The organism is Pseudomonas sp. URMO17WK12:I7 (genome assembly GCF_003269045.1).
In the GTDB taxonomy this organism is placed as follows: Bacteria; Pseudomonadota; Gammaproteobacteria; order Pseudomonadales; family Pseudomonadaceae; genus Aquipseudomonas; species Aquipseudomonas putida_J.
This window is the reverse complement of the sequence record NZ_QLTL01000003.1, coordinates 155,896-172,829: the sequence shown is the minus strand read 5'-3', so window position 1 is coordinate 172,829 and position 16,934 is coordinate 155,896. Positions and strand designations below refer to the sequence as shown.

At 63.3% G+C, this 16,934-nt stretch carries 17 protein-coding genes; all 17 read right to left on the bottom strand.

What is annotated here, in order from left to right; all coding sequences use genetic code 11:
• Positions 1-68: 68 nt before the first annotated feature.
• Positions 69-416, bottom strand: coding sequence for an Hpt domain-containing protein (locus H040_RS04940; RefSeq protein ID WP_027921187.1), 348 nt, complete (start codon positions 414-416; stop codon positions 69-71).
• A 60-nt stretch (positions 417-476) separates the two neighbouring features.
• Positions 477-2,168 carry a fused response regulator/phosphatase gene (locus H040_RS04935; protein WP_027921186.1) on the bottom strand — a complete coding sequence of 564 codons (1,692 nt, stop codon included), beginning with the start codon at positions 2,166-2,168 and terminating at the stop codon, positions 477-479.
• Between the two features lie 8 nt (positions 2,169-2,176).
• On the bottom strand, positions 2,177-2,482 hold the full coding sequence (locus tag H040_RS04930) for an STAS domain-containing protein (protein ID WP_027921185.1): 306 nt from the start codon (positions 2,480-2,482) through the stop codon (positions 2,177-2,179).
• Between the two features lie 201 nt (positions 2,483-2,683).
• Positions 2,684-3,136 carry a flagellar export protein FliJ gene (fliJ, locus tag H040_RS04925; protein ID WP_027921184.1) on the bottom strand — a complete coding sequence of 151 codons (453 nt, stop codon included), beginning with the start codon at positions 3,134-3,136 and terminating at the stop codon, positions 2,684-2,686.
• Positions 3,137-3,142: 6 nt separating this feature from the next.
• Positions 3,143-4,501, bottom strand: coding sequence for a flagellar protein export ATPase FliI (fliI, locus tag H040_RS04920; RefSeq protein WP_027921183.1), 1,359 nt, complete (start codon positions 4,499-4,501; stop codon positions 3,143-3,145).
• Positions 4,491-5,255: a flagellar assembly protein FliH gene (gene fliH / locus H040_RS04915; RefSeq protein WP_027921182.1), complete on the bottom strand. Its 765-nt coding sequence runs from the start codon at positions 5,253-5,255 to the stop codon at positions 4,491-4,493. Before fliH ends, fliI begins: the two co-directional genes overlap by 11 nt.
• Before the next feature lie 189 nt (positions 5,256-5,444).
• Positions 5,445-6,464 carry a flagellar motor switch protein FliG gene (fliG, locus tag H040_RS04910; protein WP_027921181.1) on the bottom strand — a complete coding sequence of 340 codons (1,020 nt, stop codon included), beginning with the start codon at positions 6,462-6,464 and terminating at the stop codon, positions 5,445-5,447.
• Positions 6,457-8,232 (bottom strand): flagellar basal-body MS-ring/collar protein FliF, encoded by a 1,776-nt coding sequence (fliF, locus tag H040_RS04905; RefSeq protein ID WP_027921180.1) that lies wholly within the window; start codon positions 8,230-8,232, stop codon positions 6,457-6,459. Before fliF ends, fliG begins: the two co-directional genes overlap by 8 nt.
• A 15-nt stretch (positions 8,233-8,247) precedes the next feature.
• The gene (gene fliE / locus H040_RS04900; RefSeq protein ID WP_027921179.1) at positions 8,248-8,580 is read right to left on the bottom strand and encodes a flagellar hook-basal body complex protein FliE; all 333 of its coding nucleotides are present in this window, start codon (positions 8,578-8,580) and stop codon (positions 8,248-8,250) included.
• 104 nt (positions 8,581-8,684) lie between these two features.
• On the bottom strand, positions 8,685-10,061 hold the full coding sequence (locus tag H040_RS04895) for a sigma-54-dependent transcriptional regulator (RefSeq protein WP_027921178.1): 1,377 nt from the start codon (positions 10,059-10,061) through the stop codon (positions 8,685-8,687).
• On the bottom strand, positions 10,061-11,278 hold the full coding sequence (locus H040_RS04890; RefSeq protein WP_027921177.1) for a sensor histidine kinase: 1,218 nt from the start codon (positions 11,276-11,278) through the stop codon (positions 10,061-10,063). Before H040_RS04890 ends, H040_RS04895 begins: the two co-directional genes overlap by 1 nt.
• A 375-nt stretch (positions 11,279-11,653) precedes the next feature.
• Positions 11,654-13,129 carry a transcriptional regulator FleQ gene (gene fleQ / locus H040_RS04885; protein ID WP_027921176.1) on the bottom strand — a complete coding sequence of 492 codons (1,476 nt, stop codon included), beginning with the start codon at positions 13,127-13,129 and terminating at the stop codon, positions 11,654-11,656.
• A gap of 167 nt (positions 13,130-13,296) precedes the next feature.
• Positions 13,297-13,593 (bottom strand): hypothetical protein, encoded by a 297-nt coding sequence (locus H040_RS04880; RefSeq protein ID WP_027921175.1) that lies wholly within the window; start codon positions 13,591-13,593, stop codon positions 13,297-13,299.
• An 8-nt stretch (positions 13,594-13,601) separates the two neighbouring features.
• Positions 13,602-13,985: a flagellar export chaperone FliS gene (gene fliS, locus H040_RS04875; protein ID WP_027921174.1), complete on the bottom strand. Its 384-nt coding sequence runs from the start codon at positions 13,983-13,985 to the stop codon at positions 13,602-13,604.
• Positions 13,986-14,149: 164 nt separating this feature from the next.
• A complete protein-coding gene (fliD, locus tag H040_RS04870) occupies positions 14,150-15,559 on the bottom strand; it encodes a flagellar filament capping protein FliD (RefSeq protein ID WP_027921173.1) in 1,410 nt (469 codons plus the stop codon).
• An 83-nt stretch (positions 15,560-15,642) separates the two neighbouring features.
• On the bottom strand, positions 15,643-15,996 hold the full coding sequence (locus H040_RS04865) for a flagellar protein FlaG (RefSeq protein WP_027921172.1): 354 nt from the start codon (positions 15,994-15,996) through the stop codon (positions 15,643-15,645).
• 70 nt (positions 15,997-16,066) lie between these two features.
• Positions 16,067-16,921, bottom strand: coding sequence for a flagellin domain-containing protein (locus H040_RS04860; protein WP_027921171.1), 855 nt, complete (start codon positions 16,919-16,921; stop codon positions 16,067-16,069).
• Positions 16,922-16,934: the final 13 nt, after the last annotated feature.

Sequence of the window (16,934 nt, the reverse complement as noted above, 5' to 3'; positions counted from 1 at the left end):
GCGTTCTCCGCGCCAGAAACAGGAATATCATCTGGCCACAGAGAGGCAAAAGTCGCGCCAACTTGCCATCAGCTCGCTGAGACGCGCTCACGCTCGCCGCGATAGAAGCACTGCACTTCCAGATATTCCTCGTCGATCCGGTTGATCAGGTCTTCGATGCCATACATCGGTCGCACCTTTACCCGTTCTTCCAGTTGCTGGCACAACCGGGCGAGGCCAACAGCCCCCATGTTGCTGCTGCTGCCCTTGAAGCTGTGCGCGGCCATGCCGAGTTCATCGGCGCTTTTGGCCTCATGGAGCTGGCTCAAACGCCGCTCGGAGTCTTCCAGAAAGGTTTCCAGCAGCTGCAGGTAGCCATCTTCCATGACCTCCTGCAAATCGCTGAGTACCTTGTGGTCAATATGCATGTCAGTCACTTGCTCACTCCTTGATCAAGCCGGATTATGCCTGAGCCGCCCTGCGGCCCTCCAGGCGCATCACCAATCGAACTGAACGTGGGCGCAACGGCCACCTTCGCGCCATTCGGCGCGGCTGCCCAGCCGCTGCACCAGCTTCAGCCCGCGACCGCTCAAGTCCTGCTCAAGGGACGGGCGCGACAACACGCCGCACACATCGAACCCCGCGCCACTGTCGCGAACCTCGATGGTAAGACGCCCGCCCGCCCCTGACGGTTCCACCTTCAGGTCGATGCGCACGAAACCTTCGGCCAACGCCAGCAGGCGCCGGGCCCGCTCCTGATAGTAGTCGGCAAACCCCTGCACATCACGCTTGAGCTGCGAATCCAGGCCCAGCACACCATGCTCCAGGGCATTGGAATACAACTCGCTGAGCACACTGTGCAAGGCGCCGGTGCGCGGCCGCAAGCCATGGATCTCCTGCAACAGCTGCACCAGGTAGGGCACCGGGTTGAAACGCTTGAGGCTTTCGCCACGCAATTCAAACCCCAGTGACCAGTCCAGCGGGCTGGAGCGCCCGCTATCGGAATACAGGGTCGGAGCAGGTACCCGGTCATCGCCACTGAACATGCGAATGTCACACAGGCTGATGTCATCCCGCGGGCGCCCGCCGAAACGCTCCAGGGCCTGCATGACCTCATCGAACAGCCGAGCCGGGTCGCGATTGGCAGCCAGCACCTCGCGCAAGCGCTCGACACCGAACAGGCGCTCCTGCTCGTCTGCGGTATCGACCACGCCATCGGACAGCAACAACAGCCGCTCCCCCGCCGCCAGCGGCAGCACTTCGGTGCTGTCGTCGAAGCGCTCTGGCGCCAGAATGCCAAGCGGCAGGTGCCGCGACCCCAGGCAACCCAGCACTTGCCCGCCAGCCGACAGTCGGTAGCCATCCGGCATGCCGCCATTCCACACTTCCACGGCACCGCGCTGCACGCTCATGTTTAGCAGCAGTGCGCAGCAGAACATGTCCACCGGCAGGATGCGCTTGAGCTTGGCATTCATCTCGCGCAGCATCTGTGGCATGCCGTAGCCTTTGGCAGTCATGCCGTAGAACACTTCCGCCAGCGGCATCGCACCGACTGCAGCAGGTAGACCATGGCCGGTGAAATCGCCGAGCAGCACGCGCATGTCACCGGCCGGGGTGAACGCAGCCAGCAGCAGGTCACCATTGAACAGGGCATAGGGCGACTGCAGGTAGCGGATGTTCGGCGCAGTGATGCAACCGGAGTGGGCGACCTTGTCGAACACCGCCTTGGCCACCCGCTGCTCGTTGAGCAGGTGGTGATGGTGGCGGGTGATCTGGTCACGCTGCTCGAGCACGGTCGCCTGCAAGCGACGCAGGCGGTCCATGGCGCGGATCTTGGCACCGAGGATCACCGCACTGTAGGGCTTGGCCATGAAGTCGTCACCCCCAGCCTCCAGGCAACGCACCAGGGCATCCTCCTCGCTCAGCGAGGTCAGGAAGATGATCGGCACCAGCGCCTCGCCGGCCAATGCCTTGATCTGGCGCGCGGCCTCGAAACCATCCATCACCGGCATCAAGGCGTCGAGCAAGACCAGCTGCGGGCGCTTCTCGGCAAACAACGCGACGGCCTGTTCGCCATTTTCCGCCGTGAATACCTGGTGACCCTGGCGACGGACGATCTGCGCCAGCAGCAGGCGGTCGACCGCCCCGTCCTCAGCCACCAGTACGGTCAACGCCTGCTCGGCCGGCATCTGGGCACTCAACTGATATCGAACAGTTTTTCGAAATTGGAAATGGCCAGGATCTTGCGCACGTCAGAACTGGCATGTACCACGCGCACGTCCGAGTCGTCACCGCCGGCATGGTCACGCAGCAACAGCAGCATGCCCAGCGCGGAGCTGTCCAGGTAGGTGGCATCCTTCAGGTCGACCACCACCGAGTCGGGCTTTTTAGGGTGGCGCTCATAGGCATCACGAAATTCCTGATGCTTGCCGAAATCGAAGCGCCCCTTGACCTTGATCGTGAGTTTTTTCCCGTCCTGCGAAAAATCAGTCTCGACTGCCATGCTAGCGATTCCTTCGATGATGGCGAATGCAACTCTTCAAGGTTTAGCAGCCCGCGGCTGGACTATCAAGGCAAGCCGGCACAGGCCCCTTCGCGGCGGTTCGGCACCCCCGACAATCCCACTCCCACAGCGACCGCACTGCTCCCGGGCCTTGCGCTGTTCCCGTGGGAGCGGGTTTACCCGCGAAGAGGCCGGCACAGGTTACAGATGACCTTGCCTGGGCAAGCGCTGCGACAGTTCGTCCAGCAAACGCTGCTCGCGCTTGTCTTCCGCCCGTCGCGCCTCCTCCAGATAGCGCTGCACCAGCTTGCGCAGCCCCTCCACCCGGGCATAGGCCTGCTGCCAGGTGCCGCGGGCGTTCTTCAGGTTGTTCTCATGCCAGGCCAGGCTCTGACGTTGCTGGGTCATGGCCGTTTCCAACTGAGCCAGGAAGCGCTGGTAATTGAGCAGCCAACTGCCATTCACGCCCTGCCCGCCACGGCTGATCCACTGGGCCTGATAACCTTCGCGGAACGACTCCAGCTCAGCCAGCTTGGCCTGGGCCTGAACCATCTGCTGCTGGAAGTGCCCCACGCGCTGGGCGGCCTTGCGTTCAGCCTCTTCGGCCATGTTGACCACAGGGGCCAGGCGGGCAGCGCGACCGGGCAGGCTCATGGCCTATCAACCCTTCGCCGGCGGCGTGAAGATCGCCCCCAGCTCGTCGCGGCTCTGGCCCATGCCGACATTTTCGTCCAGCCCCTGGCGCAGGAAGTCCACCAGCCGCGGCTGCAAGGCGATCGCCAGGTCGGTTTCCGGGTCACCACCGGCCACGTAGGCGCCGACGCTGATCAGGTCACGGCTCTGCGACAGCCGCGACCACAGTTGCTTGAATTTCTGTGCCTGGCGCAAGTGGTCGGGATCCACCACCTGCGGCATGACCCGGCTGATAGAGGCTTCGATGTCGATGGCCGGATAATGGCCCTCTTCGGCCAATCGCCGGGACAGCACGAAATGGCCGTCGAGCACACCCCGCGCCGAGTCGGCGATCGGGTCCTGCTGGTCGTCACCCTCGGACAACACCGTGTAGAAGGCGGTAATCGAGCCGCCACCGGGCTCGCCGTTACCGGCGCGCTCCACCAGCTTGGGCAACTTGGCGAACACCGACGGCGGGTAGCCGCGGGTGGCAGGTGGCTCGCCGATGGCCAGGGCGATTTCGCGCTGTGCCTGGGCGAACCGGGTCAGTGAGTCCATCAGCAGCAGGACGTTCTTACCCTTGTCGCGGAAGTACTCGGCAATGCGCGTGCAATACATGGCCGCGCGCAAACGCATCAGCGGTGCGTCGTCAGCAGGCGATGCCACGACCACCGAGCGCTTGAGCCCCTCTTCACCGAGGATGTGCTCGATGAACTCCTTGACCTCGCGGCCCCGCTCACCGATCAGGCCGACCACGATGATGTCCGCTTCGGTGAAGCGGGTCATCATGCCCAGCAGCACCGATTTACCGACGCCGGTACCGGCGAACAGGCCCAGGCGCTGGCCACGGCCGACGGTGAGCAGGCCGTTGATGCTGCGGATGCCCACGTCCAGCGGCTTGCTGATCGGGTCACGGTTGAGCGGGTTGATGACCGGCCCATCCATCGGCACCCAATCCTCGGCACGCATGCCGCCCTTGCCGTCGAGGGCGCGCCCGGCGCCGTCGAGCACTCGGCCCAGCATGCTCATGCCCATGGGCAGCCGACCACTGTCGTCCAGCGGCACCACGCGCGCGCCCGGCGCGATGCCGGCAATGCTGCCCACGGGCATCAGGAACACCTTGTTGCCGGCAAAGCCCATCACCTCGGCCTCGACCTGCACCGGGTGGTAGCTGTCGTCGTTGATGACCAGGCAACGTCCGCCTACCGCGGCGCGCAGGCCTTCGGCTTCAAGGGTGAGGCCGACCATGCGCAGCAGGCGGCCTTCGACCACCGGTTGCACCGGCAGCCCGATCGCGTCGGCGTAGCCGCCCAGGCGCTTGCCGAAGCTGGTGCGGTCAAGGCGCATCGCTGGCGTCCAGTTCGACCGACATGTCCGCCGCCGCCGGGTGCAAGGCCTGATCGTGCAGCTGGTCGAACAACTGCGCCACGGCTTTCTCGATGCGGGTTTCCATGGTCGCGTCGATGCGACTGTGCAGGGTCTCGATCCGGCAGCCACCTGGCAGCAGGGCCTCATCTTCGAGCAGCTTCCAGCTTTCTTCATGGCGCTCGCGCAGGGCCTTGGCCAGCTCGAAATCCTGCGGGTTGAGGTGGATGCGGATGTTATCGGCCCCCATCGGCAACAGCTTCAACGCTTCGCGCAACACTTGGGTGATCTGGCTGGAGTCGCTGCGCAGTTCGCGGCCGATGACCTGGCGCGCCATGTGCGCGACCAGGTGCACCACGCTGCGTTCGATCTGCGTGTCCTGCTCGGCGATCGGGTCGAGCAGATGCCCCATCAGCTGCTCCAGGCTGGCCAGCTTGGCGGCGAGCGCTTCCTCGGCCTCCTGGCGCACCTTCAGCTGCGTGCTGTGGAATCCCTCACGCTCACCGGTGGCAAAGCCTTCGTTGTAGGCCTCCTGGCGGATCGCTTCGAGCTCTTCGAGGGTCAGTGGCTGGACTTCTTCCAGCGGCACTTCCTCGACTTCTTCCTCGACCACTTCCGGCGCAGGCTCAGGTTCCGGCTCAGGCTCCGGGTCGAAGCTGGGCAGCGCCCAGACGTCGACGCCCTCGAGGTCGCGGGCACGGATCAGGTCGCTGGGGTGGGATTCTTTGGTGGGCATGTTCTCGGCTACTCATCTGCGAGCGACACGATCCTTGTAGGAGCGGCCTTGTGTCGCGAAAGGGCTGCGAGGCAGCCCCAGGATTTCAGCGTTGTCGCATAAATTGCTGGGGCTGCTTCGCAGCCCTTTCCGACCGGTCCGGCGTCCCGGCAAGGCCGCCCCCACAGGAGGGTCGTGTCACCTGATGGATCAGATCATTTCCTCGGCACCCTTGCCGCCGAGCACGATCTCGCCGGCCTCGGCCATGCGACGGGCGATGGTGAGGATTTCCTTCTGCGCCGTTTCCACGTCGCTGACGCGCACTGGGCCCTTGGCCTCGAGGTCGTCGCGCAGCAGTTCCGAGGCACGCTTGGACATATTCTTGAAAATCTTGTCCTTGACCCGCTCGTCGGCGCCCTTGAGCGACACCACCAGCACGTCGGACGACACTTCGCGCAGCAGCGCCTGGATACCGCGGTCGTCGACATCGGCCAGGTTGTTGAAGACGAACATCAGGTCTTCGATCTGCTCCGACAGGTCGTTGTCGATCTCGCGGATCGAGTCCATCAGCGCACCTTCCACGGAGCTGTCGAGGAAGTTCATGATGTCGGCGGCACGCTTGATGCCACCCAGGGTGGTGCGCGCGGCATTGGAGTTGCCCGAGAACTGTTTCTCGAGGATCTGGTTCAGCTCCTTCAACGCTGCCGGTTGCACGGTGTTCAGCGAGGAAACGCGCAGGATGATGTCCAGGCGCACCTTGTGGTCGAAGTTGCTCAGCACTTCACCGGCCTGGTCAGGGTCGAGGTAAGCGACCACGATGGCCTGGATCTGCGGGTGCTCGTAGCGGATCACATCGGCCACGGCGCGCGGCTCCATCCACTTGAGGCTGTCCAGGCCGCTGGTGTTGCCACCGAGCAGGATACGGTCGATCAGGCCATTGGCCTTGTCCTCGCCCAGGGCCTGGTTGAGCATCTTGCGGATGTAGCCATCGGAGCCCACGCCCAGGCTGGTCTGGTCGCCGACGATCTCGACGAACTCGCTCATCACCTGCTCGACCTGCTCACGGTGCACGTTGCCCATCTGCGCCATGGCCACACCGACCCGCTGCACTTCTTTCGGGCCCATGTGTCGCAGGACTTGCGCAGCATCGGTCTCACCGAGCGACAGCAGCAGGATCGCAGCCTTGTCGACGCGGCTCAGCTTGGCGGTAATGGCTCGATTGTCACTCATCGGCGTTGATCCACTCTTTCACGACCTGGGCCACGCGGCCCGGGTCTTCGGCCACCAGGCCTTTGATTGCGTTGAGCTGTGCTTCGTAACCCTCGCTCGGGCTCGGCAACAGAATGCTTGACGGGCCACCGAGGCTGACACGGTCGTTGGCCAGTTCGCCATCCAGACCGATCATCCCGCCCAGTTCCATGTCGCTGTCCGCAGCAGCCTGCTTGCCGCCACCGGTGATGTTGTTCAGGACCGGACGCAGCACGCCGAACACCAGCACCAGGATGAACAGTACGCCCAGCACCTGCTTGACGATGTCCCAGAACCACGGCTGCTGGTAGAACGCGATATCAGCGATCTCCTCGCCACGGTCGGCGGCGAACGGCACGTTGATCACCGTCACGCTGTCACCGCGACTGGCATCGAAGCCCACCGCGTCCTGCACCAGGCGGGTGAAGCGCGCCAGGTCTTCAGCGCCCCATGGGGCACGGGTGCTCTCGCCATTGGCGCCAACCTTGACCTGGTCGTCGACCACCACCGCCACCGACAGGCGGGTCAGGCGACCCTGCTGCTGGCGGGTGTGGCTGATCGAGCGGTCCAACTCGAAGTTCTTGGTAGTCTGCTCACGCTTGTCCGACGGGTACGGGGCGAGCATCGGCTGGCCGGTGGCCGGGTCCATGATCTGCTGGCCGTTGGCATCCACCAGCGGCTGGCCAGGCTGGATGGCAGCGGCCGGCGCGGCAGCGCCACCAGTGGTTTGCGGTGCCGACGCCGGGCCTGGCGGCTGGTTGCTCAGCGCGCCGGGTACGCCCTGCGGGCCCTGGCTGCTCGCGCGCTGCTCGTTGACCGCCTGCTCGCTGCGCAGCGCCGGCTGGTCCGGGTTGAACTGTTCGGACGTCGATTCGACCGCACTGAAGTCCAGGTCGGCGGAAACCTCGGCCTTGTAGCGGTCATTGCCCAGCACTGGCTGCAGGATGTTGTGCACACGCTGGGTGAGCATGCCTTCCATGCGGCGGCTGTAGTCGAACTGCTTGCCGGCCATGGTCAGCGCGGTGTCCTGCAACTGCTCGGAGAGCAGGTTGCCGCGCTGGTCGACCACGGTGACCTGCGACTTGTCCAGCTCCGGCACACTGGTGGCCACCAGGTTGACGATCGCCATCACCTGGCCCGCTTCCAGCGAACGGCCCGGGTACAGTTCGACCAGCACCGAAGCGCTTGGCTTGCGCTCGTCACGCACGAAAACCGAGCTTTTCGGAATGGCCAGGTGCACGCGGGCGGCCTTGACGTTGTTCAGGCTGGAAACGGTACGCGCCAACTCACCTTCCAGGCTGCGGCGATAGCGGGTGGCTTCCATGAACTGGCTGGTACCCAGCCCTTGCTCTTTGTCGAGCAGCTCGAAGCCGACATTGCCATCGCTCGGCGCCACGCCGGCCGCCGCCAGTTTCAGGCGCGCACGGGAGAGGTCGTCGGCCTTGACCAGCAGAGCACCGGAGTTGGGCTCGACATGATAGGGAATGTCTGCGGAGGCCAGGGTATCCATGACCTGCTTGGTGTCCATGCCGGCCAGGCTGCCGTACAGCGGACGGTAATCCGGCTGCTGCGACCACAGCACCACGGCGAAGCCGATCGCCACGCTGGCCGCCAACCCGACCAGCAGGCCGACCTGACGCAGCATGGGCATCTGCGAGATGTTTTCCAGAAACGCCATGTTCAACAGCGGCGGCTTGGAACCTGGCGCGCTGCTCTTGGCAGGGGCGTTATCGACAACTGCATCAGCCATGACTTACTTCCGTCCTCAAACCGGCATCTGCATGATGTCTTGGTACGCCTGGACCAGCTTGTTGCGTACCTGGGTCAACGCCTGCATGGACACGCTGGCTTTCTGCGAGGCGATCATCACGTCGGTCAGGTCAACGCCGCTCTTGCCGATCTCGAAGGCATTGGACAGCTGGGTCGACGCCTGCTGGGTCTCGTTGACCTTGCCGATGGCCTGGCCGAGCATGTCGGCAAAGGTGCTTTGGCCAGGCGCCAGCTCGGGGGCGGCGGTGGCTTTGGGCAACGACATGGCATCGGCCTGCATGGCACGCATGTCCAGCATCAGACGATTGAATTCAACACCTTGGCTCATGACCTTCTCTCTCCGGCGGCCGCATTTTTTTGACACTCATGCGGCGGATAGCCCTGAACTAGCAACACGTGTGCCAGCCCTGCGCAAACATACAAATGAATGCTTCAGCCGAACAGGCTGGCTTCCACGTCGAGCCCGGCATCACGCATCTGCGCCAGCTTATAGCGCAGGGTACGTGGGCTGATGCCCAGCTTTTCGGCAGCTTCCTTGCGCCGCCCGCGCTCGGTGCGCAGGGTATCGATGATCATCTGGAATTCATGACGACGCATATCGTCGCCCAGGCCTCCGGAGTCGCCCACCGCTTCCGCGGATAGTGGCGATACAGTGGCCACCGCCCCGACTGACAATGGAATGGCGCCCGCCAGACAAAAATCCGCCGCCTCGATCACCCCGCCCTGCTGCAGGATCAGCGCCCGTTGCAAGGCGTTGTCCAGCTCACGCACGTTGCCCGGCCAGGCATGCGCCTGCAGGCAGGCGCAGGCCTGGGCAGACAGCCGCACTGGCGCGTGCTTCATCTTCGCCACGTGGCGCGCCAGCAGGCGCTCAGCCAGCGGCAGGATATCGCCAGCGCGCTCGCGCAGTGGCTGCCAGGCCAGCGGGAAAACCGAAAGCCGGTAGTACAGGTCTTCGCGGAAGCGCCCCGCCGCCACTTCGCCCGCCATGTCGCGGTTGCTGGTGGCCAGCACACGAATATCCAGAGCGATCGGCTTGCGCCCACCGACCCGCTCCACCTCGCGCTCCTGCAGCACGCGCAGCAGCTTGGCCTGCAGCCCCAGGGGCATCTCGGAAATCTCGTCGAGCAGCAAGGTGCCACCCTCGGCCTGCTCGAACTTGCCGGCCTGGGCGGCGATGGCGCCGGTGAAGGCCCCCTTCTCGTGGCCGAACAGCGTAGCCTCGAGCATGTTGTCCGGGATCGCCGCGCAGTTGATCGCAACGAACGGCTGCGCCGCCCGCGGCGATTGCTGGTGGATATAGCGCGCCAGCACTTCCTTGCCGGTGCCCGACTCACCGGAAATGAGCACGGTCGAATCGCTGCGAGCCACGCGTGCAGCCAGCTCCAACAGCTGTCGACTGGCGGCCTCACAGGCTACCGGCCCTTCATTGTCAGTGGCCGTCAGGCGCCCGGCGGCGTGGCGCTCGACCAGGCTCAACAAGGCTTTGGGCTCGAACGGCTTGACCAGGTAATCCGCAGCCCCTTGGCGCATGGCCTCCACCGCACGCTCGACGGCCGCGTGGGCGGTCATCAGCAACACCGGCAACTGGGGATGATGACGGCGTAGCTGCGCAAGCAACTCATGACCATCCATCCCCGGCATGTTCACGTCACTGACCACCAGGCTGTAAGCCTCGCCTGCCACTGCCTGCAGCGCCTCTTCGGCACTGCCGACGGCATCGAAGGCGAAGCCACCGATCTCCAGGGTATCGCCCAGCGCCTGGCGCAATACGCGGTCATCCTCGACCAGCAGCACCTTGATTGCCATCACACGACCTCCGTTGCCTGCCCGTCGATCAACGGCAGCTCAACTTTTACACAGGTGCCACGCCCGACCTTCGAGCGCAACTGCAACTTGCCCTGGTGCGCACGCACCACGGCCTTGACCACCGCCAGCCCGAGCCCGGTGCCGGTGGCCTTGGTAGTCAGGAACGGTTCACCCAGGCGCCCCAGCAACTCGGCATCGATGCCACTGCCGGCATCGCTGATGTTCAGGTGCAAGGTGCGATCACGGCGGAACAGGTGCACCTTGAGCCGCGCCGGGCTGTCGCTGGCCTGCAAGGCGTTCTCGATCAGGTTGAGCAAGGCACCGACCAGGGTGTCGCGATTGCACAGCAACTCGCCCAGGTGGCTGTCGCACTGCCAGCGCACGGCGTGCCCTTGCACATGGGGCTGAGCCGCTTGCTGCAGGGCCTGGAACAGGGCTTTGGGTGTCAGCCGATCCCCCAGCGGCAGCTCGCCACGGGCGAACACCAGCATGTCGCGCACCTGGTGCTCCAGCTCGTGCAGGCGCTCTTTCAGGCTGCCGGCGAAGCGCTGGCGGGTTTCTGGCGCGAGCTCGCGCTCACCGTCGGCCAGGTGGCTGGCATAGAGCATGGCGGCCGACAGCGGCGTACGGATCTGGTGCGCCAGCGAGGCGACCATGCGCCCCAGCGAAGACAAGCGCTCATGCCGGGCCAACTGGTCTTGCAAACGGCGGGTTTCAGTCAGGTCGTTGAGCAACACCAGCTGGCCTGGTTCGGCATCCAGCGAACGCGTGGCGATCGACAACCGCCGACCATCGCGCAGCGAGACCTCATGGCCGTCGTCCTTGCGCGGGGCGAAGCTGCGCGCGATCACTTGGCGCCACAGCTGGCCGACCACAGGCTCGCCGAGCATTTCGCAGGCTGCCGGATTGGCCTCGCGCACCAGGCCTTGGTCGTCGATCACGATCACCCCGCCCGGCAGCAGGTCGAGCAGGTTCTGCAGGCGGTTGGCCAGGCGCTCCTTTTCGTTCAACTCGGCCATGCGCTGCGCACCGACCACTGCCAGCTCGCCCTTGAGCTCGCTGACGCGGGCTTCGAGCATGCTGTAGGACTGGTTGAGCTGGCTGGAAACCTGATTGAACAGGGCGAACGCCTGCTCCAGCCCCTGTCGACTCTCCTGTTCGACCGGGGTACGCCCCTGCGGATCAGGGACTCGGGAAAAGTGGGCGGCCTGGGGCATCGTGCTCTCTCGCGTGGCTGACCGTCATAAAAACGGTGTGGTGCCAGCGGAGTAGCAATAGCCGTGCCGGGGTTGGGGGGGGCCGGAGAGGGAACAGTTTGAGGCTTGTGGTGTGGCACAGATCGAGCGCCGCCCGCGCGGCGCATCGCGGATGAATCCGCGCCTACATCTGTTGCAACGTGGCCATGCCTGTCAGGCCATGGTTGTCAGCCTTGTCTGCAAGGCTCAAGGCATGCGCCAAGGCTGGCAACTATGCCGTTACAGGTTCGGCACGCTGCAACAGATGTAGGCGCGGATTCATCCGCGATGCGCCGCGCGGGCGGCGCTCGATCTACGCCCCAACATCCACCTCAAGACATGCGCCCAAAAAAGCAATCAGTCTTCTGCCTGATCCTCGCCGCCCTGGCGGCTCATGCCGTACTTGCGCATCTTCTCGACCAGCGTGGTGCGGCGAATACGCAAACGTTCAGCCGCACGCGCAACGATACCGTTGGCATCGTCCAGCGCTTGCTGGATCAGGCCCTGCTCCAGGCTACCGAGGTAGTCTTTCAGGTCCAGGCCCTCTGGCGGCAACATCGCATGGTTGCTGAAGTTCGGCGTATGGCCGTTGATCGCCACGCGCTCTTCGAGGTCGCTGCGCAGGCTGTCGACCAGCTGCTCGTCCTCGTCATCGATGTAGCGGAACTTCTTCGGCAGCTCCGACACCCCGATCACCCCGTACGGGTGCATGATCGCCATGCGCTCGACCAGGTTGGCCAGTTCGCGGACGTTGCCCGGCCAGCCGTGGCGGCAGAGCGACATGATCGCGGCCGAGTTGAAACGGATCGAACCGCGCTTCTCGTGCTCCATGCGCGAGATCAGCTCGTTCATCAGCAGCGGGATGTCTTCCACGCGCTCGCGCAACGGCGCCATCTCGATCGGGAACACATTGAGGCGGTAGTACAGGTCTTCGCGGAACGTCCCATCCTCGATCATGGTTTCGAGGTTCTTGTGGGTCGCGGCGATGATGCGGACGTCGATGCTCTGGGTCTTGTTGCTACCCACGCGCTCGAAGGTACGCTCTTGCAGCACACGCAGCAGCTTGACCTGCATCGGCAACGGCATGTCGCCGATTTCGTCGAGGAACAGGGTGCCGCCGTTGGCCAGTTCAAAACGCCCGGCACGGCTGGTGATGGCACCGGTAAAGGCGCCCTTCTCGTGGCCGAACAGCTCGCTCTCGAGCAACTCGGCCGGGATCGCCCCGCAATTGACCGGCACGAACGGCGCTTCGCGGCGTTTGGAATGGTAGTGCAGGTTGCGCGCCACCACTTCCTTGCCGGTACCGGACTCACCAAGGATCAGCACGCTGGCGTCGGTGTCGGCCACCTGCTGCATCATCTGCCGAACATGCTGGATGGCACGGCTGGTGCCGACCAGGCTGCGGAACAGGTTGGGCTCGCGTTGACGACCGCGCTCACGGGCCTGATCGTACATCTCGCGATAGACCTGGGCACGGTGCAGCGAATCGAGCAGCTGGCTGTAGCTCGGCGGCATCTCGAGATTGGACAGCACCCGACGGCGTAGCTCTTCTGGAAACTCCGCAGAAGAAATTTCACCAATCAGCAGAACCGGAAGGAACTCATCCCACCCAGCCACTGTCTTAAGAAGCCCAAGCACACTGCCCGGGGCGTTGACGGTACCGATCAGGACGCAGAGCACTTCACGACTCGAAGACAGGCTCCCTGCTACCTGCTGCCAGTCCTGGCTGGAGCACGGGAGGTTTTCTTCGCCGAGAAAGTTCAGGACCACCGCCAGATCGCGGCGGCGGGCGCTGTCGTCATCGATCAGGAGAATCTTGGTTTCACGCCACATGCAATAGCAACTTCCCTAGTCATATCGGCGCCCTTGTCAGGGCATGCTCGACATCTCCGACTGAATGGTCAGTGTTCGGACGTCTGAAATTCGAAAACAGCCACTAGTAAAGTCAAAAAACCCCGTACAGTCAAATTAATGGCGCACGGCTTTTTGTACATCTGTGGTCAAGTGAACAGATGGTATACCTTGGCGGCGTTTTTCGCCTGACGGATTTGCGTCATCTCGTCGACTATTGATTGACGCTCGCCACTTGCAACGTCAATCAACTGCCCGTAGACCACAAGCAATTCCTCAAGACTTGTACGCACCGCGGCCTCATTGCTCAGCGCTTCAGCCAGCACATCCTCGACACAGACGCGACACGCAAGGTCAAGCTCACCGACCGCCTGCCAGTCACGGCTGGCCAGTGCAGCCAGCAACTCGTCACGGGTCTGTTCGATACGCTCGATCACCTTGCTCATATACCCTCCTACTGCGCGCCGATCGCGTCCCAGCCTTCCTTGACAGTGATCAGCAGGTCCCTGACCTCGTCAAGGATCGCCGGATCGTTCTGCATGTTGGCCTCGCTCAAGCGGCGGGTCATGTACAGGTACAGGCTGTCGAGACGGTTGAGCTCTTCGGTCATGTTGTCGCGGTCCAGGCCTTCACGCAGCCCGCCGATGATGCCGATGGCCTTGCCGATGGCGATACCCTTGGCAGCGATGTCCTTGCGCTGCATCGCGCCACTGGCCTGGGCAATGCGGTCCAGGCCGCCTTCCATCAGCATCTGCACCAGACGATACGGGCTCGCCTCGGAGGTCTGCGCCTGGGCGCCAATCTTCTGGTACTGCCGAAGGGCTAACATTGGATTCATGGGGTACCTCGTCACCACGGGGTTGCTGTATGACCGGGCTATCGGCGCGGCGTCAAAAAACTTTAGAGAGAATACAAAAAGCCCGACAGAGCGTCACGCGCTGCCGGGCTTTTGGCACTGGCGCGCAGCGCGATGACTGCGCTGGCGCTACGTATCACGCCTCGTCAGGATTTCTTCTGCTGGGCGGTCATGGCATCGAAGATCGACAGCACGCTGTCTCGCTGCGAGTTCAACTGGCCCACCAAGGTGTCCATGTTGTTGTACTTCTTGGTCAGCGAGGCCTCCAGGTCCTTGATGCGGGCATCCAGGGAGCTTTGCTCGATCTCCAGGCTCTTTTTGGTCGATTCGAGCGACTTGTTGCGCTCATCCAGCACACCACCGGTCGCAGAGAACGGCTCCATGGCCTTGTTCATGCGATCGAGCAGGCCGCCATCACCATTGAACAGGTTCTGGACTTCGCCACCGAGCTTCTGATCGTTGATCGCCTTGGTGAACTTGGTGCTGTCGAATTCCAGCAGGCCAGTCCCCTGGGCAGTGTTGATACCCAACTGCGAGAGCACGCTGAGCTGCCCCGAGCCATTGTCGCCCGGCACCACCAGCTCGTTGCGCAGCGCCGTCAGCATGCTGCGCACTGCCGGGTCACCCGACAGCGCCGGGGTCTTCCAGGTGCCATCTGTGGCCTTGGTCGAAACACTGACCGTGTTGATCGCGCCCACCAGGGCGTTGTAGGCATCGACGAAAGACTGCACCGACTTCTTCAGGCCGTCGGTGTTGGCGGTCACGCTGATGGACACCGGCGACAGCGTTTCGGTCTTGGACAGCAACTCGAAGGTCATGCCGCTGATGGCATTGTCGACCTTGTTCGACTTGCTGGTCAGCTTCATGCCGTCGATTTCGAACTCGGCATCCTTGGCCAGGTCACCGATGCGACCGGCACCACCGGCATCGGTCATCTGCGCCGACGGGTCGATGGTCATGACGCCGGATACGGAAATATCCGAAAGCTCACCCATGGTCTCGGAGCTCAGCACCAGGCGCGAGCCGGTACCGTCGTTGACGATGTTGGCCGTGTAGCCCTTGGACGTGGCCTGGGCGTTGATCGCGTCGCGGGTCTGCTGCAGCGTGGCATTGGCCGGGATGGTAACGTCGAAGCTGACGTTATTCTGAGTGAGCGTCAGGGTGCCGCCACTGGCGGACACCACCGAACTGCTGTCGGTGTAGCGCTGACTGGCCACGCGCGACGCGGTGGCCAGCTGCGAAACCTGCACCGAATAGTTGCCGTTGACTGCCGAACTGCCGGCAGTGGCCTTCACGTACTTGTCGTTGGACGTGGCCGCCACCGAGCCAATGAACGCCGGGTTGGCGCTGTCATTGAGCTTGTCCATCGCCGTCTTGTAGGCGGCCAGTGCGCTCTTGAGGCTACCCACCGCCGAAATCGAAGCGGTGTTTGCCGACGTGCGGCGATCGAGCTGCCCCTGCTTGGGAGTTTTCTCGGCATCAACCAGGGCCTTCACAATGGCCGTAGTATCGAGACCGGAACCCAGCCCCAAACTCGGTAGAATTGGACTTGCCATTACATCCTCCTTTTCTGGTTGACGCCGAAAAGCTGGGGTGCCTCTTTGGCACCCGTACAACCGTTCAAATGACCTGCGGGCCGTCAGGCTTTCTCATCGAAAAGCAGACTGTTGACGTCATGCAGGCTGCGGGCCAGTTCGAGGGCGGTCTCCGACGGAATCTGACGGATTACCTCGCCGCTGTCACGGGCAACGACCTTGACGACCCACGTACCGGTGGAATCATCCACCGAAAACTCCAGGTTGCGCTGCAACGACTGGACGAAATCCTGTATTTCCTTCACGGCCGAATGCAACTCGACCTCGCTCTTGGGAGCGTCCTCCTGCGAAGCCTTGCGCACTTGCCCGGAGGCTTTGTCGGCCGCGTCATCCTTCTGGATGCTGGCGACTAGCGAAGACATCTGATACGACGGGCTTGACTTGACGCTAATGTCCATCGCACTTCACCTCTGAAAGTAAAAAGCGAGAGAGTGCGCATGCACTCCCTCGCCAAACTTCATCGCGCTATTACTGAAGCAGTTTCAGTACGGCGGATGGCAGCTGGTTGGCCTGGGCCAGAACTGCGGTCGAAGCTTGCTGCAGGGTCTGCTGCTTGGTCAGCTGAGCGGTTTCTGCGGCGAAGTCGGTGTCCTGAACACGGCCCATGGCGGCAGCCGAGTTCTCGTTCATGCTCTGCAGGTTGTTGATGGTCGACTGGAAGCGGTTCTGGATAGCACCCAGGTCCGACTTCTTGTTGTCAACGGTTTGCAGGGCGGCGTCGATGGCGGTCAGAGCGCCGTCAACAGCAGCGTGAACTGCGGAGTCCGAAGTACCCGAGATTGCCAGGGTGCCGGTGCCGACAGCCAGGGTCGAAGCGGCGAACGACGAAGTCATGCTAACGCTCAGGATCTGGCTGGTGCCAGTCATCGCGCCAACCTGGAACTCCATGGTGCCAGCGGTGCCGTTCAGCAGCTGCTTGCTGGTGCCGTAGGTGGTCGACGAAGCGATACGGGTGATCTCGTCGGACTTGGCCGCGAACTCTTTGTTCAGAGCAGCGCGTTCAGTGGTGCCGTTGGAGTCGTTACGTGCTTGCAGAGCCAGCTCACGCATACGCTGCAGGATGTTGGTGATTTCCGACAGCGCGCCTTCAGCGGTCTGGGTGATCGAGTTACCGTCGTTGGCGTTCTTGATCGCAACGGTGGTACCGGTGACCATGGTCTGCAGCTTGTTGGCGATCTGCTGGCCAGCGGCGTCGTCCTTGGCGCTGTTGATGCGCAGGCCGGAAGACAGGCGGGTCATCGAGGTGCTCAGCGAGTCGGAAGCTTTGTTCAGGTTCTTCTGCACGCCCAGCGAAGTGGTGTTGGTGTTTACGGTTAATGCCATGACGAATTCCTCG